Source organism: Limimaricola cinnabarinus (genome assembly GCF_002723615.1).
GTDB classification, from domain to species: Bacteria; Pseudomonadota; Alphaproteobacteria; order Rhodobacterales; family Rhodobacteraceae; genus Limimaricola; species Limimaricola cinnabarinus_B.
Window position 1 is genome coordinate 58,551 of the sequence record NZ_KZ304954.1, and the last position, 23,852, is coordinate 82,402.

General features: G+C 69.1%; 23 protein-coding genes. 14 read left to right on the forward strand and 9 right to left on the reverse strand.

What is annotated here, in order from left to right; translation table 11 throughout:
- Window positions 1–38 precede the first annotated feature (38 nt).
- From tsaE to hslU, 8 genes are all read left to right on the forward strand, one after another.
- Complete coding sequence (gene tsaE, locus CJ301_RS06055; protein WP_099275341.1) at window positions 39–506, forward strand: tRNA (adenosine(37)-N6)-threonylcarbamoyltransferase complex ATPase subunit type 1 TsaE; 468 nt, start codon at window positions 39–41, stop codon at window positions 504–506.
- Entirely contained in the window at window positions 499–1,446 is a 948-nt protein-coding gene (locus tag CJ301_RS06060) for an aminoglycoside phosphotransferase family protein (RefSeq protein WP_099275343.1), read from the forward strand. Before tsaE ends, CJ301_RS06060 begins: the two co-directional genes overlap by 8 nt.
- Window positions 1,443–2,144: a nucleotidyltransferase family protein gene (locus tag CJ301_RS06065; protein WP_254050083.1), complete on the forward strand. Its 702-nt coding sequence runs from the start codon at window positions 1,443–1,445 to the stop codon at window positions 2,142–2,144. Before CJ301_RS06060 ends, CJ301_RS06065 begins: the two co-directional genes overlap by 4 nt.
- The gene (gene addB / locus CJ301_RS06070) at window positions 2,134–5,103 is read left to right on the forward strand and encodes a double-strand break repair protein AddB (protein ID WP_099275345.1); all 2,970 of its coding nucleotides are present in this window, start codon (window positions 2,134–2,136) and stop codon (window positions 5,101–5,103) included. Before CJ301_RS06065 ends, addB begins: the two co-directional genes overlap by 11 nt.
- A complete protein-coding gene (gene addA, locus CJ301_RS06075; protein ID WP_099275347.1) occupies window positions 5,100–8,474 on the forward strand; it encodes a double-strand break repair helicase AddA in 3,375 nt (1,124 codons plus the stop codon). Before addB ends, addA begins: the two co-directional genes overlap by 4 nt.
- Before the next feature lie 58 nt (window positions 8,475–8,532).
- Window positions 8,533–8,853 (forward strand): thioredoxin, encoded by a 321-nt coding sequence (gene trxA, locus CJ301_RS06080; protein ID WP_099275349.1) that lies wholly within the window; start codon window positions 8,533–8,535, stop codon window positions 8,851–8,853.
- A 195-nt stretch (window positions 8,854–9,048) separates the two neighbouring features.
- Window positions 9,049–9,603, forward strand: a complete 555-nt coding sequence (gene hslV, locus CJ301_RS06085; RefSeq protein ID WP_099275351.1) for an ATP-dependent protease subunit HslV — start codon at window positions 9,049–9,051, stop codon at window positions 9,601–9,603.
- Between the two features lie 37 nt (window positions 9,604–9,640).
- A complete protein-coding gene (hslU, locus tag CJ301_RS06090) occupies window positions 9,641–10,939 on the forward strand; it encodes an ATP-dependent protease ATPase subunit HslU (protein ID WP_099275353.1) in 1,299 nt (432 codons plus the stop codon).
- Here hslU and CJ301_RS06095 read toward each other — a convergent pair.
- Window positions 10,936–11,724, reverse strand: coding sequence for a metallophosphoesterase family protein (locus CJ301_RS06095; RefSeq protein WP_254050084.1), 789 nt, complete (start codon window positions 11,722–11,724; stop codon window positions 10,936–10,938). The genes hslU and CJ301_RS06095 overlap by 4 nt on opposite strands.
- Window positions 11,721–12,677, reverse strand: coding sequence for a diacylglycerol/lipid kinase family protein (locus CJ301_RS06100; protein ID WP_099275355.1), 957 nt, complete (start codon window positions 12,675–12,677; stop codon window positions 11,721–11,723). Before CJ301_RS06100 ends, CJ301_RS06095 begins: the two co-directional genes overlap by 4 nt.
- 117 nt (window positions 12,678–12,794) lie before the next feature.
- Between CJ301_RS06100 and CJ301_RS06105 the strand changes: the two genes are divergently transcribed.
- Window positions 12,795–14,042: an MFS transporter gene (locus tag CJ301_RS06105; RefSeq protein WP_099275357.1), complete on the forward strand. Its 1,248-nt coding sequence runs from the start codon at window positions 12,795–12,797 to the stop codon at window positions 14,040–14,042.
- Here CJ301_RS06105 and CJ301_RS06110 read toward each other — a convergent pair.
- Genes CJ301_RS06110 through CJ301_RS06120 form a run of 3 tightly spaced genes read right to left on the reverse strand, consistent with a single transcriptional unit; the run spans window position 14,039 to window position 16,322 of the window.
- Complete coding sequence (locus CJ301_RS06110; RefSeq protein ID WP_099275359.1) at window positions 14,039–14,635, reverse strand: Smr/MutS family protein; 597 nt, start codon at window positions 14,633–14,635, stop codon at window positions 14,039–14,041. The two genes, CJ301_RS06105 and CJ301_RS06110, sit on opposite strands and share 4 nt — an antisense overlap.
- Entirely contained in the window at window positions 14,635–15,666 is a 1,032-nt protein-coding gene (mltA, locus tag CJ301_RS06115; RefSeq protein WP_099275361.1) for a murein transglycosylase A, read from the reverse strand. Before mltA ends, CJ301_RS06110 begins: the two co-directional genes overlap by 1 nt.
- Window positions 15,663–16,322 (reverse strand): Tim44/TimA family putative adaptor protein, encoded by a 660-nt coding sequence (locus CJ301_RS06120; RefSeq protein ID WP_099275363.1) that lies wholly within the window; start codon window positions 16,320–16,322, stop codon window positions 15,663–15,665. Before CJ301_RS06120 ends, mltA begins: the two co-directional genes overlap by 4 nt.
- A gap of 141 nt (window positions 16,323–16,463) precedes the next feature.
- Here CJ301_RS06120 and CJ301_RS06125 point away from each other — a divergent pair, with 141 nt between their 5' ends.
- Together CJ301_RS06125 and secB are read left to right on the forward strand one after the other, a co-directional pair.
- Window positions 16,464–16,976, forward strand: a complete 513-nt coding sequence (locus tag CJ301_RS06125; RefSeq protein WP_099275365.1) for an FxsA family protein — start codon at window positions 16,464–16,466, stop codon at window positions 16,974–16,976.
- A 53-nt stretch (window positions 16,977–17,029) separates the two neighbouring features.
- Window positions 17,030–17,575 (forward strand): protein-export chaperone SecB, encoded by a 546-nt coding sequence (gene secB, locus CJ301_RS06130; protein WP_099275367.1) that lies wholly within the window; start codon window positions 17,030–17,032, stop codon window positions 17,573–17,575.
- A 3-nt stretch (window positions 17,576–17,578) separates the two neighbouring features.
- Here secB and dnaQ read toward each other — a convergent pair whose 3' ends face one another.
- The 4 genes from dnaQ to CJ301_RS06150 are packed head-to-tail and all read right to left on the reverse strand — an operon-like array spanning window position 17,579 to window position 20,277.
- Window positions 17,579–18,268, reverse strand: coding sequence for a DNA polymerase III subunit epsilon (gene dnaQ, locus CJ301_RS06135; RefSeq protein WP_099275369.1), 690 nt, complete (start codon window positions 18,266–18,268; stop codon window positions 17,579–17,581).
- Window positions 18,261–18,854 carry a dephospho-CoA kinase gene (coaE, locus tag CJ301_RS06140; RefSeq protein ID WP_099275371.1) on the reverse strand — a complete coding sequence of 198 codons (594 nt, stop codon included), beginning with the start codon at window positions 18,852–18,854 and terminating at the stop codon, window positions 18,261–18,263. The genes dnaQ and coaE overlap by 8 nt, the downstream gene beginning before the upstream one ends.
- Window positions 18,851–19,681, reverse strand: a complete 831-nt coding sequence (locus CJ301_RS06145; protein WP_099275373.1) for a shikimate dehydrogenase — start codon at window positions 19,679–19,681, stop codon at window positions 18,851–18,853. The genes coaE and CJ301_RS06145 overlap by 4 nt, the downstream gene beginning before the upstream one ends.
- A complete protein-coding gene (locus CJ301_RS06150; RefSeq protein ID WP_099275375.1) occupies window positions 19,678–20,277 on the reverse strand; it encodes a Maf family protein in 600 nt (199 codons plus the stop codon). Before CJ301_RS06150 ends, CJ301_RS06145 begins: the two co-directional genes overlap by 4 nt.
- A 417-nt stretch (window positions 20,278–20,694) precedes the next feature.
- On the opposite strand from CJ301_RS06150, the gene hemJ reads away from it, so the two are divergent.
- The 3 genes from hemJ to mnmE all read left to right on the forward strand — a co-directional run bounded on the left by hemJ (window position 20,695) and on the right by mnmE (window position 23,849).
- Entirely contained in the window at window positions 20,695–21,144 is a 450-nt protein-coding gene (gene hemJ, locus CJ301_RS06155; RefSeq protein WP_099275377.1) for a protoporphyrinogen oxidase HemJ, read from the forward strand.
- Window positions 21,145–21,273: 129 nt separating this feature from the next.
- Window positions 21,274–22,548: a transcription termination factor Rho gene (gene rho, locus CJ301_RS06160; RefSeq protein ID WP_099275379.1), complete on the forward strand. Its 1,275-nt coding sequence runs from the start codon at window positions 21,274–21,276 to the stop codon at window positions 22,546–22,548.
- A gap of 20 nt (window positions 22,549–22,568) precedes the next feature.
- A complete protein-coding gene (gene mnmE, locus CJ301_RS06165) occupies window positions 22,569–23,849 on the forward strand; it encodes a tRNA uridine-5-carboxymethylaminomethyl(34) synthesis GTPase MnmE (RefSeq protein ID WP_099275707.1) in 1,281 nt (426 codons plus the stop codon).
- The last annotated feature ends 3 nt before the right edge of the window (window positions 23,850–23,852 follow it).

Sequence of the window (23,852 nt, forward strand, 5' to 3'; positions counted from 1 at the left end):
CGGCTTGCAGCAGGCCGCCCAGCGCCTAGTTTGCGGCCATGAGCCTGATCGCCGGACCCATAGCGCTTCGCGACGAATCGCACAGCCTCGCGCTGGCGCGCGCCCTCGCGCCGCATCTGCGCGCGGGCGACACGCTGCTGCTGTCGGGGCAGATCGGGGCGGGCAAGAGCTTTTTCGCCCGCGCGCTGATCCGCGCCCGCACCGGCAACCCCGACGAAGAGGTCCCCTCGCCCACCTTCACGCTGGTGCAAAGCTACGAGGCCCCGGGCGCGGAGATCTGGCATTGCGATCTCTACCGTCTGGGCGATCCCTTCGAGCTGGTCGAGCTGGGGCTCGAAGAGGCGCTGGGCCGGGCGATCTGCCTGATCGAATGGCCCGACCGGATGGGCGACATGGCCCCGCCCGAGGCGCTTTCGCTCGGCTTCGAGGCTCGGCCCGACACGCATATGCTCACCATGACAGGCAACGCGGCATGGCGCGCGCGGCTGGAGCCGGTGCTTGGCTGAGATCGCGCGCTTCCTCGCCCGGCACGGCCTGTCGGGCCATGCCCGGACGCCGCTGGCGGGCGATGCCTCGGCCCGGCGCTACGAGCGGCTGAGCGGGCCCTCGGGCGAGAGCTTGATCCTGATGATCTGCCCCGAGGACGGGCGGCCCGCGCTCGACGCCTTCGTCGCGCTGGCGCGCCACCTGTGCGGCCTCGGCCTCTGCGCCCCGGCAGTCCACGCGCTCGACCGCGAGGCGGGCCTCGCGGTGATCGAGGATCTCGGGCCCGTGCAGGTCGCGCAATGGGCCGAGCGCCACCCGCGCGACACGGCCCCCTACGAGACCGCGATCGACGTGCTGTCCCGGCTGCAGGCCGCGCCGCCGCCGGACGGGCTGGCGCATCTGACGCCGAAGATGGGCGCGGAGATGATCGCGCCCCTTGGCGAATGGTACGCCCCCGCGCTCGACCTCGCGCCGCTGCAATCGGGCCTGCGCGATGCGCTGGAGCGGCACGCGCCAGAGGCTTCGGTGCTGGCGCTCAGGGACTACCACGCCGAGAACCTGATCTGGCGGCCCGAACGCGCGGGCACCGACCGGATCGGCCTGCTCGATTTTCAGGACGCGCTCTGCGCGCCGCCCGAATACGATCTGGTCTCGCTTCTGCGCGACGCCCGCCGCGATGTGTCTGAAAGCTTGCGCGAGGAGATGATCGCGCGCTTCGCCGCCCGGACGGGGCGCGAGGCGCCAGCCGTCGCCGCCGCCTGCGCGGTGCTGGGGCTGCAGCGCAACCTGCGCATCCTTGGCATCTTCGCCCGGCTCGCCCGGCGCGACGGCAAGACCCGCTATCTCACGCTGATGCCCCGCGTCTGGGGCCAGATCCGCGCCGATCTGCGCCACCCCGCCCTGTCGGATCTCGCCCCCCACGCCGCCGCCATTCCCGCCCCCGAGGAGACCGCCACATGAGCCCGAACGGGATGCCCAGCGCCGTCATGATCTTTGCCGCCGGCCTCGGCCGCCGCATGGGGCCGCTCACCGCCCAGCGCCCCAAGCCGATGGTCGAGGTGGGCGGACGGCCCCTGATCGACCACGCGCTCGATCTCACCGCGCCGCTGATGCCGCTCCGGCGGGTCGTCAACCTGCACCACAAGGGCGAGGTGCTGCGCGACCATCTCGCGGGCCGCGACGTGATCCTGTCGGACGAGACCGAGCGCTTGCTGGAAACCGGCGGCGGGCTGAGAAAGGCGCGGCCCCTGCTCGGCCCCGGCCCGGTCTACACGCTCAATTCCGACGCCATCTGGTCGGGCCCCAACCCGCTTCTCGCACTGCGCCGCGCCTGGGACCCGGCGCGCATGGAGGCGCTTCTTCTGCTGCTGCCGCGCGAGAACGCGATGGGCCATACCGGGCAGGGCGATTTCATCGCGGCCCCCGACGGGCAGCTCACCCGCGGGCCGGGCCATGTCTATTCCGGCGCGCAGATCATCCTGCCCGACGGGCTCGACGCGATTGCCGAAGAAGCCTTCTCGCTGAACCTGCTGTGGAACGAGATCGCGGCGCGGGGGAAGCTCTACGGCGTGGTGCATGAGGGGCGCTGGTGCGATGTCGGCCGCCCCGATTGCATCCCGATCGCAGAATCGATGCTGCAGGGCGATCATGTCCTCTGAGACCTTTCCCGACGCCGGAACCGCCCATCTCTACGCCCTGCCCTGCGGCGTCGATTTCGCCGAAGGTCTGGTGGCTGGCTTGCGCGCGCGCTTTGGCGATCGGGGGCCCGAGGCGATGGCCCGCGTCACGGTCTATCTCGGCACCAACCGGATGCGCCGCCGGGTGCGCGACATCTTCGATCAGGGCCCCGCGACGCTGCTGCCGCGGCTGCGGCTGATCACCGATCTGGCGCTCGATCCCTTGGGGCCGGAGCTGCCGCTGCCGGTGGCGCCCCTGCGCCGCAGGCTGGAGCTGACGCAGCTCGTCTCGCGGCTGATCGAGGCGCAGCCCGATCTGGCACCCCGCGCCGCGCTCTACGATCTTTCCGACAGCCTCGCCGGGCTGATGGACGAGATGCAGGGCGAGGGCGTGTCGCCCGACGATATCGCGGGTCTCGACGTCACCGACCTTTCGGGCCACTGGGCGCGGTCCTTGCAGTTTCTCAACATCGTCAACATCTGGTTCGGCCCCGACGCCGCCCCCGACCGCGAGGCGCGCCAGCGCATGGCGGTGGAGCGCCTGATCGCCACATGGGCCGAGACGCCGCCTTCGGACCCGGTGATCGTCGCCGGTTCCACCGGCTCGCGCGGGGCGACGGCCATGTTCCTCGAAGCGGTGGCGCGACAGGAACAGGGCGCGGTGGTGCTGCCCGGCGTCGACATGAACCAGCCGCGCGAGGTCTGGGAGCGGCTCGACGAGGCGCTCGCCGCCGAGGATCACCCGCAGTTCCGCTTTCGCCGCATCCTGCGGATGCTCGGCATGGAGGCCGATGAGCTGCGGCTGTGGCACGACACGCCCGCGCCGTCGCCCGCGCGCAACAAGCTGGTCTCGCTGTCGCTGCGCCCGGCTCCGGTCACCGACCAGTGGCGCGACGAGGGGCCGGGCCTGGGCGATCTCGGCCCCGCGACCGAGGGGCTGACGCTTCTTGAAGCCCCCTCGCCCCGGATGGAGGCCGAGACCATCGCGCTGCGGATGCGCGCGGCGGTGGACGAGGGCAAGACCGTGGCGCTGGTGACCCCCGACCGGATGCTGACGCGGCAGGTCTCTGCCGCGCTCGACCGCTGGGATCTCGTGGCCGATGACAGCGCCGGCGTGCCGCTGCCGCTGACCCCGCCGGGGCGGTTCTTGCGGCTCGTGGCCGAGATCATGGGCGAACGGCCCGGGCCTTCGGCGATCCTGTCGCTCCTCAAGCACCCCTTGTGCCATTCGGGCCGCGACCGTGGCCCGCATCTCAGACGTGCCAGAGAGCTCGAACTTGAGCTACGAAGAAGAGGGGCAGCCTACCCCGATCCCCAACTACTCAAAGAGTGGGCCGTAAGAACCGCAGGTAAGAAGCCAGGGCGGATCGAATGGGCCGATTGGCTCTGCGAGGCGCTGGGCCTCGTGCCGGAGGCGGGCGACAAGCCGCTCTCGGGGCATCTGGACTGTCACCTCGCGCTTGCCGAATGCCTCGCCTCCGGGCCGGGGGCCGAGGGCAGCGGCGGGCTGTGGGACGAGGCGGCGGGCCGCGCGGCGCGGCAATGCTGCGACCGGCTGGCCGAACATGCCGAGGCCGCGGGCGAGATGGGCACGCGCGATTACCGCTCGCTGTTTCTGGGCGTGATGCGCCGGGTGGAGGTGCGCAATCCCGATATCGGCCACCCCCAGATCCTCATCCGCGGCACGCTGGAGGCGCGGGTGCAGGGCGCGGACCTGACGATCCTTGCCTCGATGAACGAAGGCTCATGGCCCGAGGCCCCGCCCGCCGATCCGTGGCTCAACCGCAAGATGCGGGCGCAGGCGGGGCTGTTGCTGCCCGAGCGCCGCATCGGGCTTTCGGCGCATGACTACCAGCAGGCCGTCGCGGTGCGCGAAGTCTGGATCACCCGTTCGACCCGCTCCTCGGACAGCGAGACGGTGCCGTCGCGCTGGATCAACCGGCTGACCAACCTGCTCGAGGGCCTGCCCGATCAGGGCGGGCGTGCCGCCTTGGCCGAGATGCGCGCCCGCGGGGCCGACTGGCTGGCGCGGGCCACCGCGCTTTCGGTGGCGCAGGCCCGCGTGGCCCCCGCGCCGCGCCCCTCGCCCCGCCCGCCCGTCGCGGCCCGGCCCGACCGGCTTTCGGTCACCGCGATCCGCACGCTGATCCGCGATCCTTACGCCATCTATGCGCGGAACGTGCTGCGGCTGCGCAGCCTCGATCCGCTGACGCCAGAGCCCGACGCCGCGCTGCGCGGCACGGTGCTGCACGAGGTGTTCGAGAAATTCCTGAAGGAGCGCCTCGCGCCCACCGATCCGCGCGCCAAGGCGCGGCTGATGGAGGTCACCGAGGAGGTGCTGGAGGCACAATGCCCCTGGCCCACCGTGCGCAGGCTCTGGATCGCCCGGATCGCCCGGATCAGCGACTGGTTCCTGACCACCGAGGCCGCGCGGCAGAAACGCGCCACGCCGCGCCATTTCGAGATCGACGGATCGGCGGTGATGAAGGATCTGAACTTCACCCTCACCGCGCAGGCCGACCGGATCGACGAAGGCCCCGAGGGGCTGCTGATCTACGACTACAAGACCGGCGCGCCGCCGACCAAGAGCCAGCAGAAGACCTTCGAGAAGCAGCTCCTGCTCGAGGCCGCGATAGCCGAGCATGGCTCTTTCGTGAGCAAGGCGGCGCAGGAGATCGAGGTGAGGGGCCGCGTCGCGGGCGCGGCCTATATCGGGCTGGCGGGCAAGGGCACGACCGTCGACGCGCCGCTCGACGAGATCCCTCCCGCGCAGGTCTGGGCCCAGCTGCGCGAGCTGATCGCGCGCTGGCAGGAGCCTGAGCGCGGCTATTCGGCCCGCATGGCGATGATGAGCGACAAGGACCGCAGCGATTACGACCACCTGTCGCGCTTCGGCGAATGGGATTTCTCGCACGAAGCCCGAGGGGAGGATGTCGGATGATCCGCGACGACGCGACAGAGCGACAGGTCCGCGCCGCCGATCCGGCCAGTTCCACTTGGCTTTCGGCCAATGCGGGGTCGGGCAAGACCCGCGTGCTGACCGACCGGGTGGCGCGGCTGCTCCTGGACGGCACCGATCCGCAGAACATCCTGTGCCTGACCTACACCAAGGCCGCCGCCTCGGAGATGCAGAACCGGCTGTTCAGGCGGCTTGGCGAATGGGCGATGATGGAGGACGGCGCGCTGCGCGAGGCGCTGGAGCGGCTCGGCACGCCGCAGGCGATCACGCTGCGCTCGGCCCGCACGCTGTTCGCCCGCGCGATCGAGACGCCGGGGGGCCTGCGCATCCAGACGATCCACTCCTTCTGCGCGGGCCTGCTCAGGCGCTTTCCGCTGGAGGCCGGGGTCAGCCCGCAATTCACCGAGATGGAGGACCGCACCGCGCAGCTTCTGCGCGCAGAAGTGGTCGATGCCATGGCGTCGGGGCCGGAGCGCGGCCTCGTCGATGCGTTGGCGCTGCAGGCCTCGGAGGGAGACTTCGACAAGCTGCTGATGGATATCACGGCGCGGCGCGAGACCTTTCTCACCGCGCCCGACGACGCGGCGCTGGCGCGCTATTTCGACCTGCCCGCCGGGCTGACGCTGGAGCGGTTCTACGACGTCTGTTTGGAGCCGGATGATTTCGACACGCTGGAGGCGCTCAGGCTCTTGCTGCGCAAGGGCGGTGTGACCGATCAGAAGGCGGCGGCCCGGCTCGACGCCGTGGATCTCAAGGCCGCCCCCGATGCCGCGCTGCTCGACCTTCTCGAAAGCCTCATGCTGTTCGGAGCCTCCGCCGCCGCGCCCTTCGGCGCGAAGATCGGCAAGTTTCCGACCAGGAAGCTGCGCGAGAGCGATCCCGCGCTGATCGAACGGCTCGACGATCTGATGGCGCGGATCGAGGAGGGGCGCGGCACGCGGCTGGCGCTGAACGCGCTGGACAAGACCCGCAGGCTCGACGCCTTCGCCCGCGCCTTCGTCCCGGCCTATGAGCGGCAGAAGCTCCTGCGCGGCATGCTCGATTTCGACGATCTGATCGGCAAGGCGCGCAGGCTGCTGACCGATCCGGCGGTGGCGCAATGGGTGCTGTTCCGGCTCGATGGCGGGATCGACCATATCCTCGTCGACGAGGCGCAGGACACGAGCCCGGCGCAATGGGCGGTGATCGAACGGCTGGCGCAGGAATTCGCCGCAGGCGAGGGCGCGCAGCCCGAACGCCGCCGCACCATCTTTGTCGTGGGCGACAAGAAGCAGTCGATCTATTCCTTCCAAGGTGCCGACCCCGAGGGCTTCGACCGGATGCAGGAGCATTTCCGCGCGCGGCTGGAAGCGGCGGGCGCGGGCCTGAACCGGCTCGATCTCGAACATTCCTTCCGCTCTTCCGAGGCGATCCTGCGCGCGGTGGATGCGACCTTCGTCGGCCCGCACCGCGAAGGCTTGGGTGGCGAGGTGCCGCACCGCGCCTTCAAGTCCGAGATGCCGGGCCGGGTCGATCTCTGGCCGCCGGTCGAAAAGCCCGAGGCCGAGACCGAGGAGCCCGACTGGACCGACCCGGTGGACCGCCCCGGAGAGACCGACCCGGCGGTGGTGCTCGCCCGCCGCATCGCCGACGAGATCGTGCGGATGAAGGCCCATGAGACGATCCCGGTCGAGCGCGGTCATTCGGGCGTCTATGACCGCCGCCCCGTCAGCGAGGGCGACGTGCTGATCCTCGTGCAGCGGCGCTCGGCGCTGTTTTCCGAGATCATCCGCGCCTGCAAGGCGGCGGGGCTCAATGTTGCCGGGGCCGACCGGCTGCGGATCGGCGGCGAGCTTGCGGTCAAGGACATCGCCGCGGTCCTGCGCTTTCTCGCGCTGCCCGAGGACGACCTGTCGCTTGCCTGCGCGCTGCGCTCGCCGCTTCTGGGCTGGAGCGAGGCCGATCTCTACCGCCTCGCTCATGGCCGCCCCGGCCATCTTTGGCCCCGGCTGAGGGAGGCGCGCGAGCGTTACCCCGAGACGCTGGCCCTGCTCGACGACATGCGCCGGCAGGCCGACTACCTGCGCCCCTATGACCTGATCAACCGGCTGCTCCTGCGCCATGACGGCCGCCGCCGCCTGCTTGCCCGGCTCGGCCCCGAGGCCGAGGACGGGATCGACGCGCTGCTGAGCCAGGCGCTCTCCTACGAGCAGGCGCAGGTGCCGGGTCTGACCGGCTTTCTCGAATGGCTGGAGACCGACGATCTGGAGATCAAGCGGCAGGCGGAATCCGCGGGCGACCGGCTGCGCGTGATGTCGGTGCATGGCGCCAAGGGGCTGGAGGCGCCGATCGTGATCCTGCCCGACGCCGCCAAGCGCCGGGTGGATCTGCGCGACAGGCTCTATGACGCGGGCGCGGCGCAGCTTTGGGCCGGGCCTGCCGCCGAGATGCCCGAGCCGATGCGCGCGCTGCGCGAGGGGCTGATCGAGGCGCAGGAGCGCGAGCGCCGCCGCCTGCTCTATGTGGCGATGACGCGGGCCGAAAGCTGGCTGATCCTCTGCGCGCCGGGCGATGTGGGCGAGGCGGGCGAGAGCTGGCACGCCACCGTGGCCGAAGGGCTCGAGCGGATCGGGGCGGCGCCCGCGCCGATGCCCGGCGGCGAGGGGCTGCGCTACGCGCATCTCGACTGGGCCTGCGGCGATCTGCTCGCCCCCCGCGCCGCCGCCGCCGCTTTGCCCGCGCCGCCCGCCTATCCACCCGTCGTCCTGCCCGAGGCGCAGGCCGCGACGCTCTCGCCCTCGGATCTCGGCGGGGCCAAGGTGATGCCGGGCGATGCGGGCGAGGAGACCGATGGCGAGACGGCGCGCGCGCGCGGCACGCTCATGCACCTGCTGCTCGAACACCTGCCCGCCCTGCCCGAGGACAGCCGCGCCGCCCAGGGCCGCCGTCTTCTGGCCAATGCCGAGGAGGCCGAGGGGCTCGACGAGACCGAGAGCCTGCTCACCGACGCGCTGGGCCTTCTGGCGGCCCCCGGTCTTGAGGCGGTCTTCGCCCCCGGCACGCTGGCCGAGGCCGGGATCACCGCCGCCCTGCCCGAGCTGGGCGGGCTGCGGCTGCATGGCGCGATCGACCGGCTGCTGATCGAGGCGGACCGCGTCACCGCCATCGACTTCAAGACCAACCGCGTGGCGCCTGAGCGCCCCGAGGACACGCCCGAGGGCATCCTGCGGCAGATGGGTGCTTATGCCGCGATGCTGGAGCAGCTCTGGCCCGGCCGCAGGGTCGAGGTGATGGTGCTGTGGACGGCGCGGGCGGCGCTGATGCCCCTGCCGCGCGATCTTGTCATGGCGGCCTTGCGCCGGGCCGCCCATTGACGCGCCAGGCCCGCGTCCTTACGTCTCTGATCCAACCCGAGACCCAAGGAGAGCCCCGATGGCCACCGTTGCAGTCAATGACGCCAATTTCGACGCCGAAGTGCGTCAGTCCGATGTCCCCGTCGTGGTGGATTTCTGGGCCGAGTGGTGCGGCCCCTGCAAGATGATCGGCCCCGCCCTCGAGGAGCTGTCCGAGGAGTATGGCGACAAGATCAAGATCGTGAAGGTCAATGTCGACGAGAACCCGAATTCGCCCGCCCAGCTCGGCGTGCGCGGCATTCCGGCCCTGTTCCTGTTCAAGGATGGCGAGATCGTCTCGAACCGCGCCGGCGCCGCCCCCAAGGCCGCGCTGAAGGGCTGGATCGACGAATCGGTCTGATCCTCGGACAAACGACGACGATCGAGGCGCCTTCGGGCGCCTTTTTCGTGCCTGATCCCCTGTCTGATCCGGGGCAAACTTGCCCTCGCCCGCCCCGGCCCCCATATCGGCCCGGATGGCGAAGGGGGCCCTCCCCTTCATCTTTCGACAAATACGCATGGCGCGCGGGTTCACCCGCGCCCGACAGGAGGCAAGATGAGCGACGAGTTTCCCGGCTGGCACGGCACGACCATCATCGGCGTGCGCAAGGGCGGCAAGGTGGTGATCGCCGGCGACGGGCAGGTGAGCCTCGGCCAGACCGTGATCAAGGGCACCGCGCGCAAGGTGCGCAGGCTGTCGCCCGGCGGCTACGATGTCATCGCCGGTTTCGCGGGCTCGACGGCGGATGCCTTCACCCTGCTGGAGCGGCTGGAAAAGAAGCTCGAAGCCACGCCCGGGCAGCTTGCCCGCGCCAGCGTCGAGCTTGCCAAGGACTGGCGCACCGACAAGTACCTGCAGAAGCTCGAGGCGATGCTGATCGTCTCGGATGGCAAGGATCTTCTGGTCATCACCGGCGCGGGCGACGTGCTCGAGCCCGAGCATGACGTCACCGCGATCGGCTCTGGCGGCAATTTCGCGCTCGCCGCGGGGCGCGCGATGATGGAGACCGATCTCGATGCCGAGGAGGTGGCGCGCCGCGCCATGGCGATCGCCTCCGACATCTGCGTCTACACCAACGGCAAGCTGACCGTGGAGACGCTCGAGGCCTGAGCCTCGCGTCTTCCCTCCCCATACGAAGGACAGTCCCATGAGCGACCTGACCCCCCGCGAGATCGTCTCCGAGCTCGACCGTTTCATCATCGGCCAGAAGGAGGCCAAGCGCGCCGTCGCCGTCGCCCTGCGCTCGCGCTGGCGGCGCAAGCAGCTCGGCGCGGATCTGCGCGACGAGGTGTATCCCAAGAACATCCTGATGATCGGCCCCACCGGCGTCGGCAAGACCGAGATCTCGCGCCGCCTGGCCAAGCTGGCGCAGGCCCCCTTCCTCAAGGTCGAGGCCACGAAATTCACCGAGGTCGGCTATGTCGGCCGCGACGTGGAGCAGATCATCCGCGATCTCGTCGAGGCCGCGATCTTCCAGACCCGCGAGCAGATGCGCGAGGAGGTGAAGTCCAAGGCGCATGAGGCGGCCGAGAACCGCGTCATCACCGCCATCGCCGGCACCGATGCGCGCGACCAGACGCGCGAGATGTTCCGTCGCAAGCTCAAGGGCGGCGAGCTCGACACCACGATGATCGAGATCGAGGTGACCGACAGCTCCAACCCGATGCAGGGCATGGACATCCCCGGCCAGCCCGGCGGCATGATGAATCTCGGCGACATCTTCGGCAAGGCGATGGGTGGCCGCAAGGTCAAGAAGCGCGTCACCGTGGCCGAGAGCTACGACCTCCTGATCGCCGACGAGGCCGACAAGCTTTTGGACGACGAGACGGTCACCAAGGCCGCGGTCGAGAACGTGGAGCAGAACGGCATCGTCTTTCTCGACGAGATCGACAAGGTCTGCGCCAAGTCGGATGCGCGCGGCGCGGATGTCAGCCGCGAGGGCGTGCAGCGCGACCTGCTGCCGCTGATCGAGGGCACCACCGTGACCACCAAGCACGGCCCGATCCGCACCGACCACATCCTGTTCATCGCGTCGGGCGCTTTTCACGTGGCCAAGCCCTCGGACCTTCTGCCCGAGCTTCAGGGCCGCCTGCCGATCCGGGTCGAGCTGCGCGCGCTGACCGAGGAGGATTTCGTCCGCATCCTGACCGAGACCGACAACGCGCTGACCCGCCAGTACACGGCGCTGATGGGCACCGAGGAGGTGACGGTCGAGTTCACGCCCGAGGGCATCGCGGCCTTGGCGCGGATCGCGGCGGAGGTGAACCGCTCGGTCGAGAATATCGGCGCGCGCAGGCTCTATACCGTGCTGGAACGGGTCTTCGAGGAGCTGAGCTTCACCGCGCCCGACCGCGCGGGCGAGACGATCACCGTCGACGAGGCCTTTGTCGAGGCGCATCTGGGCGAGCTGTCGCGCTCGACCGACCTGTCGCGCTACGTGCTCTAGACCTCGCGCCAGACCCCCTTGGTCTTGGCGAAGCGCGCGGTCTGGATGATCCCGAAGCGGGGCCGGTCCTCGGCCCCGTATCGCTCCACCTTGATCGCGTCGGGCGCGATGTGCAGCAGGTTGAAGTTGTTGGTCTCCTCGCGCAGCCGCGAGGACAGCCCCGTCCCCGCCTGCACCAGAAGCACGCCCGGCGCCGCGGTGAGCGGGGCGACGGCGGCGTTGTGCAGATGGCCCGAAAGCACCACGTCGGCGCCGCAGCGTCCGAGACAGGCGACGGCGGCGCGCGCGCCGCGCATCAGCCGCTTTTCGGTGCCCGGATCATGTTCGAGCGGGTGGTGCATCATCGCCAGATGGGTCCGACCGTCCTTCACCTCCGAGAACGCATCGCAGATCCGCCTTATGGTGCGCCGGCTGATCTTGCCCGACTGCCAGGCGAAGCGGTTGACGGTGTTGACCCCGACCAGCGCCACTTCCTCGTCGGCATATTCGGGTTCCAGATCCTCGCTGATGATCTTCTGGTAGCGGTGGAACGGCTTGACGAAGCGCAGCCACGGATTGTCGATCGGCGTGTCGTGATTGCCCGGCACGGTGAAGACCGGCGGCGTCAGCCGCGAGATGAACTCGGCGGCCTGGGCGAACTGGCTTTCGCGCGCGCGCTGGGTCAGGTCGCCGGAAAAGGCCACGAGATCGGGCGAAAGCGCGTTGATCGTCTCGATCAACGGATCGAGCAGGTCCTCGCGGGTGCGGCCGAAATGCAGGTCCGAGATATGCAGCACGCGCCTCATGCCGCGCGCCCGCCCGGCTGGACCTTGTCCTTCGCCTCCTCCGGCACGATCACCTCGAAGGCATCGCGGATCATCTCGAATTCCAGCGGCCCGCGCATGGTGAACTTCTCGCCGTCGCAGGCGACGAGCTGTTGCGCGCGCCTGAGATGGATCGTCAGCCGGTCGGTGCAGATCAGCTCGAAATCCTCGCCCAGCCGCATCTGCCGCACGGCAAGGCGCAGCGCGTCGGACAAGAGCCCCATCCGCCCCTCATTGGGCGCGACGAAGACCGAGAACTTGCCATCGCGGATGCAATCGGCGCCCTGCAGCCCGAAATGTTCGAGCTGAAAGGCCGAGCGCGCGGCAAAGACCAGCGGTGTGCGGAAGCGGCGGCGCTGCCCCTCGACCTCGATCTCGACCTTGAGCGGACGCCGGAACCGCCAGAAGGTCTTGAGCACCGACCAATGCGCGGCGATGCGGCGGCGGCCCCAGCGGCGATAGACGGTCTCGCGCTCCTTGAGGATGGCGGGATAGACACCGATGCTGGCATTGTTGAGAAAGAGCTGCCCGTTCACCGCGCCCAGATCGACCTTGCGGCGATGCCCGGCGGCGATGACGCGGGCCGCGCTTTCGGGGTCTTCGGGGATGCCGTAGCCACGGGCGAAGAAGTTGAAGGTGCCCAAGGGCAGGATGCCCAGCGCGCAGCCCGAGCCCCTAAGCGCCGAGGCGACGGCCATGATCGTGCCGTCGCCGCCCGCCGCGACCACGGTGCCGACGCCCTCGCCGACGGCCGCCTGCGCCGCCCCGGCGATGTCGCGGCCCTTGACGTGGCGCAGCTCGGCCTCGGGGCCGAGCACCTTCATCGCCCGGTCGATGGCCTCGGCTTCGCGGCTGTTGCGGCCCGAATGATCGTTGCAGATCACACGGATCCCGGCCCGGTCCGGGGTGGGTCGGGCAGCGATCGGATCGGACATGTCCGGTGGACTCCTTGCAGGCTTCGTCCCACAAACGCCTGGAGTCGGGGAAGGTTTCGATCCCCTTCATTGCCCCCGGCCCTGCCCCCCGGCCCCGTGACTTCGAAAGACGCCTGCATGAGCTTCCTGCGATTCCTGCGCGACAACGCGCCCTTCCTCGCCGCGGGCGCGCTGCTGAGCTTCGGCTCCTCCTTCGGCCAGACCTTCTTCGTCTCGATCTTCGCAGGCGAGATCCGCGCCGAATTCGGGCTGAGCCACGGCGCCTGGGGCGGGATCTACACGGCAGGCACGACGCTTTCGGCGCTGGCGATGATCTGGGCGGGCGGGCTGACCGACCGGTTTCGCGCGCGCCGCCTCGGCCCGGCGGCGATGGCGCTTCTGGGGCTGGGCTGCCTTGCCATGGCGCTGCTGCCGGGGGGCTGGGGCTGGGCGCTGGTGCCGGTGATCTTCGTGCTGCGCTTCGCGGGTCAGGGGATGATGGTCCATATCTCCGCCGTGGCCATGGCGCGCTGGTTCGCCGCCGGGCGGGGCAAGGCGCTGTCGGTCGCCTCGATGGGCGTGGCGCTGGGTCAGGCGGTGCTGCCGGTGCTCTTCGTGGCGGGGCTGGGGCTGGTGGACTGGCGCGCCCTGTGGGTCGTGGCCGCGGGGCTGTCCTTCCTCGCCATGCCGCCGGCTCTGGCGCTGCTGCGGCAGGAGCGGACGCCGCAGAGCATCGCGCAGGCGGGCCAGTCGTTCGGCATGGCCGGGCGGCACTGGACCCGCAACGCGGCGGTGACGCATTGGCTGTTCTGGCTGATCGTGCCCGCATTGCTCGGCCCGCCCGCATGGGGCACGGCGCTGTTCTTCCAGCAGGTGCATCTGTCGGAGCTGAAGCCCTGGAGCCTCGGGCAATGGGTGGCGCTGATGCCGCTCTTCACCGCGCTCACCATCGGCGCCAATTTCGCCACCGGCGCAGCACTCGACCGGTTCGGCACGGCGCGGCTGATGCCGTTCCTGATGGTTCCGTGGACGCTGGCCTTCCTCGTGCTCTCGCAGGCCGACGGGCTGGGCATGGCGGCGCTGGGCCTCGCGGTGCTCGGGATCGGCACCGGGGCGCAGGCGGTGCTGCCCGGCGCCTTCTGGGCCGAGTTCTACGGCACGCGCCATATCGGCGCGATCAAGTCGGCGGCGGCGGCGGTGATGGTCTTCGGCTCGGCGGTGGGACCGGGGGTCAGCGGGCTGCTGATCGACCGCGGCGTCGATTTCCCGGACCAGATGCTGGGCATCGCGGCCTATCTCGGCCTTGCCGGGCTGCTCGCCGCCTTTGGCGTGCGCCGCGCGGCGCGGCTCCTGCCCCGCGCGCAGGCGCAGCCCCGCGCCGCCTAGCGGGCGCGGCGCAGATAGACGTAATAGGCGCCGTCGCCGCCATGGCGGATATGCGCCGGGGTGATCTGCAGCACCGCCTGTCTGAGCGGCGACAGGCCGAGCCATTGCGGCACCTGATGGCGCAGCACCCCGTGGCGCACCGGCATCGGCGCCTCGTAGTCCTTTTCCCGGCCCTTGCCGGTGATCACCAGCACGAGCCGGCGGCCCATCGCCTGGCTCGACAGGATGAAGGCCACCAGCTCGGGATGCGCCTCGGACATGGTCATGCCGTGCAGGTCGAGCCGCGCCTCGGGCCTGAGCTTGCCGCGGGTCATGCGGCCATGCGCCTTGGCATCCATCGCCACCGGGGCGGCGCGCAGCCGGTCGCGCAGGCCGGGCAGGAGATCATCCTTGCGCGCGGTCTCGGCCTTCTGCCCGACCCTGAACCGGGGCAGCGGATCGAACGCCTCCGGGGGGGCGGGGTCCACGGGCTTGGGCGCGGGCTTGGCCTCGGGGGCGGGCGCGCGCGGCTTGCGCATCGGCGCGGCCTGTCGCGCGACGCTGTCCCACAGGGCCTTCTCCTCGGGCGACAGGTGCCGGGGCTTGCGCGCCATCAGGCCGGGTCGGCCAGCGTCTGGGGCAGCATGTCGAGCGCGCGCTGGATCGGCAGCAGCATCACCATCCGCCCGGTGTCGCGGGTCCGGCCCGCGCGCTTGCCCGCGAGCTTGCCGGTGCCGAAGAAGATGTCGGCGCGCTGGGCGCCCTTGATCGCCGATCCGGTGTCCTGCGCGATCATCAACCGGCGAAACCGGTCCTCGCCCTCGGTCTCGATCCAGACCGGCGCGCCGAGCGGCACGATCGACGGGTCCACCGCGATGCTGCGCAAGGGCGTGATCGAGCGGTTCATCGCGCCCAAGGGGCCGCGCTCGGGCGGGACCTCGTTCACCTCGCGGAAAAAGACGTAGGAGCGGTTGGTCCATAACAGCTCGCGCCCGTCGACCGGGTTGCGCCTGACCCATGAGCGGATCACGTCGGCCGACACTTGGTGCGGCTCGTAGATGCCGCGCGCGACCAGCTCCTGCCCGATCGAGGAATAGGGCTGGCGGTTAGCCGCGCCGTAACCGAGCCGGATCACCTGCCCCGATGGCAGCCGCACCCGGCCCGAACCCTGGATCTGCAAGAAGAACAGCTCGACCGGATCGACATAGGCGATCTCGAGCCCGCGCCCCTTGAGCGCGCCGCCTTCCTCGATCTGTTGCCGGGTGAGCCACGGCTCCTCGGAAGGCAGATCGTCGGGCACGCGGTAGACCGGGGCGACATGGCGCCCGTCGGGCACCTCGGAGCCGCGCAGCTCGGGCTCGTAATAGCCGGTGAAGAGCGCATCCGCCCCGTCCTCGACCATCACCGGCAGGAAGAACAGCTCGAAGAAGCTCCTGGCGTCCTCGGCCTCGCCCGCCACGCCGCACAGCGCCTGCCAATCGCGGTCGCGCAGGTCCCGGCAGGTTTCGAGAAAGGCGGTCAGCGCGGCGGCGTGGTCATCGGCGGCCCAGCCGTCGAGTTGCTGGAACCCCAGAAGCTTCGGGCTTGCCGCCGCGCCGAGCGGCAGCCCGAGGGCCAGCGCCAGTGCCGCCGCGCGCCGGATCATTCCCCGGTCGCCACCAGTTTCCAGTTGGGATCCTCGGTGCCCATCACGCGGCCGAAGGTCCAGACATCGCGCTGGCGCTTGATCTCGGAGGTCGAGCCCTCGACGATCTCGCCCGCGGCGTTGCGCACCACGTAAGTCAGCTCGCCGGTGAAGCGCACGGCGATCTCGCCCTCGCGCGTATCGGCATCGAAGCTCGCATCGCGCACCGCGACCTCGCCCAGACCGACGAAGGTCGCCTCGACCTTGAGCCCCTCGCGCTCGCGCGCGGCGACCACCTCGGCAAAGGCCTCGTGGACGTCATCGGAAAGAAACGGCTTCACGCTTTCGAGATCGCCGTTCTCGAAGGCCATGAGGATCATCTCGTACGCGCCGCGTGCCCCTTGCAGGAACTCGCTCAGGTTGAACGACGGATCCGCGGCCTTCATCGCGTAGAGCGCCTTGGCGGCGTCGCTGCCCTCGGGAACGTGATCGGTGATGTCGCGGTCGGGGCCGCCCTCGATCACCTCGAATTCGGGGCGCGCGCGGCGCTTTTCGGTCTGCGCGGGAAGGCTCGGCTTTTCGAAGCCCTCGCGCGTGCCCAGCACCCCGCGCAGCCGCAGGATCAGGAAGATGGCGATGCCTGCGAGCACCAGAAGCTGGATGATGGGAGAGTTCATTCGGCGCCTCATGTCAGCACGGGCCTCGCACCGGACCCATGTCGCACCTATGTAAGCCACGCGAACCTTCAAGTCCACCGACCCACCGGCGCGGATCGTCGCGGGGCGCGGGGACGCTCACAGACCTTCGGGAGACCGCCCATGTGGCTCTTCATCGCCTTCCTCGCCGTGCCGCTGATCGAGATCGGCCTGTTCATCCAGGTCGGCGGTCTGATCGGGCTCTGGCCGACGCTTCTCATCGTGGTGCTGACCGCGATCGCCGGGACCGCGCTGGTGCGCGGGCAGGGGCTTCAGGCGGTCGCCCGGCTCAAGCGGTCGATGTCCGAGCTGTCGGACCCTTCGCGCGCGCTGGCCGATGGCGCGATGATCCTGTTCGCGGGCGCGCTCTTGCTGACGCCGGGCTTCTTCACCGATGCCTGCGGCTTCGCGCTGCTGGTCCCGGCGGTGCGCGGCCGGGTGTTCAAGCTTTTGAAGGACCGGGTGAAGGTGGCGAGCTTCGAGATGGGCCAGCCGCCGCATGGCGCCCATCCCCGCCAACCGGGCGGCTATCCGGGCAGCCATGAGCGTCCGCGCGACACGGTGATCGACGGCGATTACCAGGAGCTGGGCGAGGGCCCGGCGCCGACGCATCCCTCGGGCTGGACCCGCCATTGAGGGGGGGCGCGGGGGCTGATAGATAAGGCCTAACTGACACCGGAGGATCCCAGATGACCGACACGCCCGACGCCCCCGCCAGCCCGCAGCCCGAAGGCCAGGCGCAACAGCAGCCCAAGGTGACGCAGCGCATCGTCGCGCAATATATCCGCGACATGTCCTTCGAGAACGCGCTGGCGCAGAAGGGCCTGTCGGGCGACCTGCAGCCCGAGGTCTCGGTTCAGGTCAACCTCGATGCGCGCAAGCGCGGCCAGGAAGGCCAGTACGAGGTCATCACCAAGCTCAACATCACCTCGAAGGCCAAGGAGTCGGGCGAGCCGCTGTTCATCTTCGAGATCGAATATGCCGGCGTGTTCCAGATCTCCGGCGTGCCGGACGACCAGCTGCACCCCTATCTGCTGATCGAATGCCCGCGCATGATCTTCCCCTATCTGCGCCGGATCGTGTCGGACGTGACCCGCGATGGCGGCTTCCCGCCGCTGAACCTCGAGCAGATCGACTTCCTGCAGCTTTACCGCAACGAGCTTCAGCGCCGCGCGCAGCAGCAGCAGGCCCAGAAGGCTGCCGAGGCCGAGCAGGGCCCGTCGGGCACCGCCTGAGGCCTAGCCGAACCTCTTCCAAAGCGCGTCGTCGCCCAGCTTGCCGATGAATTCGGCATGGGCGGCGGCCTCTTCCTCGGTGATCCGGGGAGGCAGCGGCGCGGATCGCGGACGCGGGCGCCATTCGGACTGCGCCGCATCATTGCCGCCTCCCTGCGCGACACCCAGCGCGAAATCGGGCTGCCGCCCGCCGATCAGCTCCAGATAGACCTCGGCCAGGATCTCGCTGTCGAGCAGCGCGCCGTGCAGCGTGCGCGCGCCGTTGTCGATGCCGAAGCGACGGCACAGCGCGTCGAGCGAGGCGGGCGAGCCGGGAAAGCGCTTGCGCGCGATGGCCAGCGTGTCGAGCGCGCGGTCCATCGGGATCCTGGGCTTGTTGACCCAGCCCAGCTCGGCGTTGAGGAATTTCATGTCGAAGGCGGCGTTGTGGATCACCAGCCGCGCATCGCCGATGAAATCGAGGAAATCCTGCGCGATGGCGGCGAATTTCGGCTTGTCGCGCAGGAAATCGTCGCCCAGCCCGTGCACCTCGAAGGCGCCCTTGGGCATGGAGCGTTCGGGGTTGATGTATTGGTGATAGGTCCGGCCCGTGGGCATATGGTTGAGCAGCTCGACCGCGCCGATCTCGACGATGCGGTCGCCCTCGGCGGGCTCGAAGCCGGTGGTTTCGGTGTCGAGTACGATCTCACGCATCGCGCAGCTCTCTCCTGATCCGGTCGATCACCTCTCGCACGGCGGCGCGGGCCGCGTCGAGTGTCACCGTCTCGATCAGGTAGTCGGCGCGGGCGCGTTTCTCAACATCCGGCATCTGCCGCGCGAGGATCGTATCGAGCTGCGCGCGCGTCATGCCGGGGCGGGCGAGCACGCGGGCGGCCTGCACTTCGGGCGGGGCGCTGACCACCACGACGGCGTCCATCTGCGCCTCGCCGCCGGTTTCGTAGAGCAGCGGGATGTCGAGCAGGGTGATATCGGCGCTCTGCGCCGCGACGAAGGCCTCGCGGTCTTCCTGCACCAGCGGATGCACGATGGCTTCGATGCGGGGCAGGGCGGCGGGATCGGCGGCGATGATGCGCTTGAGCGCGTCGCGTGAAACTGCCCCCTCGGCGACGGCTTCGGGGAAGGCCGCGCGCATCGGTTCCACGGCCGCACCGCCCGGCCCGTAGAGCCGGTGCACGGCGGCGTCGGCATCCCAGACCGGCAGGCCCTCATCGGCGAACATCGCCGCCGTCGTGGATTTGCCCATGCCGATCGAGCCCGTGAGGCCGAGGCGGAAGGTCACGCCAGCACCTTCGCGCGCAGCGCCTCCGTCACATTCGGCGTCGCGCCGAACCAGCGCTCGAAGCCCGGCACGGCCTGGTGCAGCAACATGCCGAGCCCGTCCACCGTGCGGCAGCCGCGGGCGCGCGCGGCGATCAGCATCGGCGTGTCGAGCGGGGTGTAGACGATATCGGTCGCCAGCGCCGAGGCGGGCAGGGCGGAGAGGTCGAGATCGAAGGGATCGGCGCCCGCCATGCCGAGCGATGTGGTGTTGACGAGGGTTGCCGCGCCCTCCAGCGCCGGGGCGGCCTCGGCCCAATCGACCACGCGGATCTTCGGCCCGAAGGCCTCGGCCAGCGCCTCGGCCCGGGCGCGGGTGCGATTGGCGAGCCGGATCTCGGGCGTGCCGGCCTCGATCAGCGCGTCGAGCACCGCGCGCGCGGCCCCGCCCGCGCCCAGCACCACCGCCGGACCGGCGCTTGCCGTCCAGTCGGGCGCGGAATGGCGCAGATTGGCGATGAAGCCATGGCCGTCGGTGTTGTCGGCATGGATGCCGTCCTCGCGGAAGGTCAGCGTGTTGGCCGCACCGATGCGCTTCGCGCGGTCGCTGACATGATCGGCGATCTGCAATGCCGCGAGCTTGTGCGGCAGCGTCACATTGGCGCCGCGAAATCCCATGCGGGGCAGGGTGCGAACGACATGGCCGAAATCATCCGGCTCCACGTGGAGCGGGGCGTAATGCCCCTCGATCCCCATCTCCGAGAGCCAATGCGCGAAAAGGCGCGGCGAGCGGGAATGGGCGATGGGGGCGCCGAGCACCCCCGCCAGCGGAATGCGATGCGCGCTCATCTGTCGAGATCTCCCCTCAGCACCAGCCAGTTTATCAGCTCGACCAGCGGCAGGCCCAGCACGGTGAAGTAATCGCCCATCACCCGCACGAAGAGGCGCACGCCCTCCTCCTCGAGCTTGTAGCCGCCCACCGAGTGGCGGATCGAGTCCCAGTTGCGGTCGACGTAATCGCGCAGGTAGCGCTCGGAGCATTTCGCCATGTCGAGCCGGACCACGCCGACATGGCGCCAGACCGGCTCCCCATCGAGGCAGACCACCGCCGCCGAAAGAAGCTGATGCGTGCGGCCCGACAGGCGGGTGAGCTGCTCGACCGCCTCATCGGGGCTTTCGGGCTTGGAGAAGACTTCGCCCCCGAGGTTCAGCACCTGATCGCAGCCGAGCACCAAGGCACCGGGGCGGCGGGCCGAGACCTTAAGCGCCTTCATCTCGGCGAGCTTGTCGGCGAGATCGCGCGGCGGCGCGCCTTCGGCCAGAAGCGCGGCCTTCAGCGCGGCTTCGTCGATGCGGGCCTTTTCGATCTCGAAGGGGATCGCGGCGCCCTTCAGCAGATTGGCGCGGATCCGGGATCCGGAGGCAAGGACGAGGTTTTGGGTCATGGCGGCCTGTGGACGACTCTAGGGAGGAATCGGGATCGAATCATGAGCACGACTCGGTGGAGAGTTGTGACCGCTGTCGCGACTCGGGACAAGCGGGGTGAGTCGCCGGTGCGACTCAGCGACTTATCCACTGGGGGCGAGAACAAGACGCAGTCTGGGGCCGATTGTGGGCAAAAGCGGGAGTCAAGCGCGCGACTCGGGGCTTCACAGCGGCAAGTCCTAAATTTTTTGCACTCTATAACAACGAGATAACCGATGTAGCCGAGTCGTTCCGAGTCCTCGTGGGAGTCGATCATCCTGTGGACGACTCTGGGGATGGGCGTTCAAACCCCGCTTATCCACCTCCCTACTACTCTCTTCATCTTTTCTTTTATCCTTATTCATTTGAGAAGGGGCCGGTCTGAGAAGGGGACCGAGATGACCGACCTGCTGGCTGCGGCCTATCCGTGGATAAAGACCGGACACATCCTGTCCTTCGTGGCGTGGATGGCTGGGATGTTCTACCTGCCGCGGCTCTTCGTCTATCACGCGGAGCGGGCAGAGAAGGGCTCGGAGCTCGATGAGACCTTCCAGATCATGGAAGCGAAGCTGCTGCGGCTGATCATGAGCCCGGCGATGATCTCGACCTGGATCTTCGGTCTTCTGCTGATCTCCACCGGGGTGGTCGACTGGTCGCAGCCCTGGCCCTGGATCAAGGCGGTGGCGGTGCTGGCGATGACGGGGATGCATGGCTGGCTGTCGAAGCGGCGCCGCGAGTTCGCGGCGGGCACCAACAGCCGCACCGGGCGGCAGTACCGCATCGCCAACGAGGTGCCGACGCTGCTTTTGCTGGTGATCGTGGTGGCGGTGGTGGTCCGCCCGTTCTGAGGGCCCCCCAGCAGCGTTGACGCGCGACTTGTCCACGCCTAAGACTTCTCCCCGCTTGCCCGTCCGGGCAAAGCGATTCCATTTTCACGACTGACAAGAGCGGCCCGAGGGCCGCCGCAGGATCGTTGCATGTCCCAGGACCGCCTGAATCTCGCCGACCTCAAGGCGCAGAGCCCGAAGGATCTTCTCTCCTTGGCCGAAGAGCTGGAGATCGAGAACGCCTCGACCATGCGCAAGGGCGACATGATGTTCGCCATTCTCAAGGAGCGCGCCGAGGAGGACTGGGTCATCGGCGGCGACGGCGTGCTCGAGGTGCTGCAGGACGGCTTCGGCTTCCTGCGCAGCCCCGAGGCGAACTACCTGCCGGGCCCCGACGACATCTATGTCTCGCCCGACATGATCCGCCAGTTTTCCCTGCGCACCGGCGATACGGTCGAGGGGGTGATCCAGGAGCCGAACGAGAACGAGCGCTACTTCGCGCTGGTCAGCGTCGAGAAGATCAACTTCGAGGCGCCCGAACGCGCGCGCCACAAGGTCGCCTTCGACAACCTGACGCCGCTCTACCCCGACGAGCGGCTGAAGATGGAGGTCGAAGAAGAAGCGGCGACCAAGGACCGCTCGGCGCGGATCATCGATCTCGTCTCGCCGATCGGCAAGGGGCAGCGCTCGCTCATCGTGGCGCCGCCGCGCACCGGCAAGACGGTGCTGTTGCAGAACATCGCCCATTCGATCGAGAAGAACCATCCCGAGTGCTATCTCATCGTGCTCTTGATCGACGAGCGGCCCGAGGAGGTCACCGACATGCAGCGCTCGGTCAAGGGCGAGGTCGTCTCCTCGACCTTCGACGAGCCCGCGACGCGGCACGTTGCCGTCTCCGAGATGGTGATCGAGAAAGCCAAGCGCCTCGTCGAGCACAAGCGCGACGTGGTGATCCTGCTCGATTCGATCACCCGCCTTGGCCGCGCGTTCAACACCACCGTGCCGTCTTCGGGCAAGGTGCTGACCGGCGGTGTCGATGCCAACGCGCTGCAGCGCCCGAAGCGGTTCTTCGGCGCGGCGCGCAACATCGAGGAGGGCGGCTCGCTCACCATCATCGCGACCGCGCTGATCGACACCGGCAGCCGGATGGACGAGGTGATCTTCGAGGAGTTCAAGGGGACGGGCAATTCGGAGATCGTGCTCGACCGCAAGGTTGCCGACAAGCGCGTCTTCCCGGCGATGGACATCCTCAAATCCGGCACCCGCAAGGAGGACCTGCTGGTCGAGAAGGTCGATCTGCAGAAGACCTATGTGCTGCGCCGCATCCTCAATCCGATGGGCACCACGGATGCGATCGAGTTCCTGATCTCGAAGCTGAAACAGACCAAGACCAATTCCGATTTCTTCGACTCGATGAACACCTGACGCGGAGCGCGGCGATGGATGTGGAGACGATCTACGCCTTGGCGACCGCGCGTGGCCGGGCAGGGGTCGCCGTGATCCGGATCTCGGGTCCCGCGGCGCATGGCGTGGCCGAACGGATGGCGGGGCCCTTGCCCCGGCATGGGCGGGGTCTGCGGCGGCTTCGGTCGGCCGAGGGCGAGGTTCTCGACGAGGCGCTGGTCCTGACCTTCGAGAAGGGGCGCAGCTTTACCGGGGCGCCGGTCGTCGAACTGCATCTGCATGGCAGCCGGGCGGTGATCAACGCCGTTCTGAATGAGCTTTCGGGGCAGCCGGAGCTGCGCCTGGCGCTCCCGGGCGAATTTACCCGCCAGGCGCTGGAAAACGGCCGGTTGGATCTTTCGCAGGTCGAAGGCTTGGCTGACCTTGTCGATGCGGAGACCGAAGCGCAGCGCCGTCAGGCGATGCGGGTGATGTCCGGCGGGCTGGGGCGGAAGGCCGATATCTGGAAGCGTGACCTTCTGCGCGCGATGGCGCTGCTGGAGGCGACCATCGACTTCGCCGATGAGGATGTCCCTGTCGATGTCACGCCGGAGGTGCTGGACCTGCTCTCGCGCTGCGAGACGGCGATGCGCGCGGAAGTCCAGGGGGTCGGGGCCGCGGAACGCATCAGGGATGGGTTCGAGGTCGCGATCATCGGCGCACCCAATATGGGAAAATCCACGCTTCTCAATCACTTGGCTGGCCGAGACGCCGCGATCATCTCGGACATACCGGGCACCACGCGCGATGTCATCGAGGTTCGGATGGATCTTCGTGGCTTGCCTGTCACCTTGCTCGATACGGCGGGGCTCAGGGATGCGGGTGACGAGATCGAAGCGATCGGGATTGCCCGGGCGAAGCAGCGTGCGGAGAATGCCGATATTCGCGTGCATCTTGTGACCGCCGAAGACTACAGGGATGGCGGCGATCATCCGAATGACCTTGTTCGGGTGGGGCTGGCGGATCGGGACCGATCCGGGCACCCCGGCATTTCCGGTCTGACCGGGCTGGGCGTGCCGGAACTGCTCGATGAAATTGCCAGTCGTCTCGAGAAGCGGAGCGAAGGGGCGGGGGTCGCGATTCGGGAGCGGCATCGCGAAGCCTTGCTTTCCGGCATTGCCGCTCTGGAAGAGTGCCGCTCCAAGGCGGAATCCTCCGATCTGCTCGATCTGGCGGCCGAAGACCTTCGGCTTGCCGTGCGCGCGCTTGACACTTTGGTGGGTCGGGTCGATGTGGAGGATGTCCTTGGCGAAATCTTCTCGAGCTTCTGCATCGGAAAATAGGGG

Coding starts and splice junctions, on each gene's coding strand:
- hslV (WP_099275351.1), top strand. CDS start 9,049: ATGAGCGACGAGTTTCCCGGCTGGCACGGCACGACCATCATCGGCGTG.
- hemJ (WP_099275377.1), top strand. CDS start 20,695: ATGACCGACCTGCTGGCTGCGGCCTATCCGTGGATAAAGACCGGACAC.
- mltA (WP_099275361.1), bottom strand. CDS start 15,666: ATGATCCGGCGCGCGGCGGCACTGGCGCTGGCCCTCGGGCTGCCGCTC.
- CJ301_RS06120 (WP_099275363.1), bottom strand. CDS start 16,322: ATGAACTCTCCCATCATCCAGCTTCTGGTGCTCGCAGGCATCGCCATC.
- CJ301_RS06100 (WP_099275355.1), bottom strand. CDS start 12,677: ATGTCCGATCCGATCGCTGCCCGACCCACCCCGGACCGGGCCGGGATC.
- addB (WP_099275345.1), top strand. CDS start 2,134: ATGTCCTCTGAGACCTTTCCCGACGCCGGAACCGCCCATCTCTACGCC.
- CJ301_RS06110 (WP_099275359.1), bottom strand. CDS start 14,635: ATGGCGCGCAAGCCCCGGCACCTGTCGCCCGAGGAGAAGGCCCTGTGG.
- CJ301_RS06150 (WP_099275375.1), bottom strand. CDS start 20,277: ATGACCCAAAACCTCGTCCTTGCCTCCGGATCCCGGATCCGCGCCAAT.
- dnaQ (WP_099275369.1), bottom strand. CDS start 18,268: ATGCGTGAGATCGTACTCGACACCGAAACCACCGGCTTCGAGCCCGCC.
- CJ301_RS06105 (WP_099275357.1), top strand. CDS start 12,795: ATGAGCTTCCTGCGATTCCTGCGCGACAACGCGCCCTTCCTCGCCGCG.
- CJ301_RS06065 (WP_254050083.1), top strand. CDS start 1,443: ATGAGCCCGAACGGGATGCCCAGCGCCGTCATGATCTTTGCCGCCGGC.
- tsaE (WP_099275341.1), top strand. CDS start 39: ATGAGCCTGATCGCCGGACCCATAGCGCTTCGCGACGAATCGCACAGC.
- CJ301_RS06095 (WP_254050084.1), bottom strand. CDS start 11,724: ATGAGGCGCGTGCTGCATATCTCGGACCTGCATTTCGGCCGCACCCGC.
- addA (WP_099275347.1), top strand. CDS start 5,100: ATGATCCGCGACGACGCGACAGAGCGACAGGTCCGCGCCGCCGATCCG.
- hslU (WP_099275353.1), top strand. CDS start 9,641: ATGAGCGACCTGACCCCCCGCGAGATCGTCTCCGAGCTCGACCGTTTC.
- CJ301_RS06145 (WP_099275373.1), bottom strand. CDS start 19,681: ATGAGCGCGCATCGCATTCCGCTGGCGGGGGTGCTCGGCGCCCCCATC.
- rho (WP_099275379.1), top strand. CDS start 21,274: ATGTCCCAGGACCGCCTGAATCTCGCCGACCTCAAGGCGCAGAGCCCG.
- secB (WP_099275367.1), top strand. CDS start 17,030: ATGACCGACACGCCCGACGCCCCCGCCAGCCCGCAGCCCGAAGGCCAG.
- CJ301_RS06125 (WP_099275365.1), top strand. CDS start 16,464: ATGTGGCTCTTCATCGCCTTCCTCGCCGTGCCGCTGATCGAGATCGGC.
- trxA (WP_099275349.1), top strand. CDS start 8,533: ATGGCCACCGTTGCAGTCAATGACGCCAATTTCGACGCCGAAGTGCGT.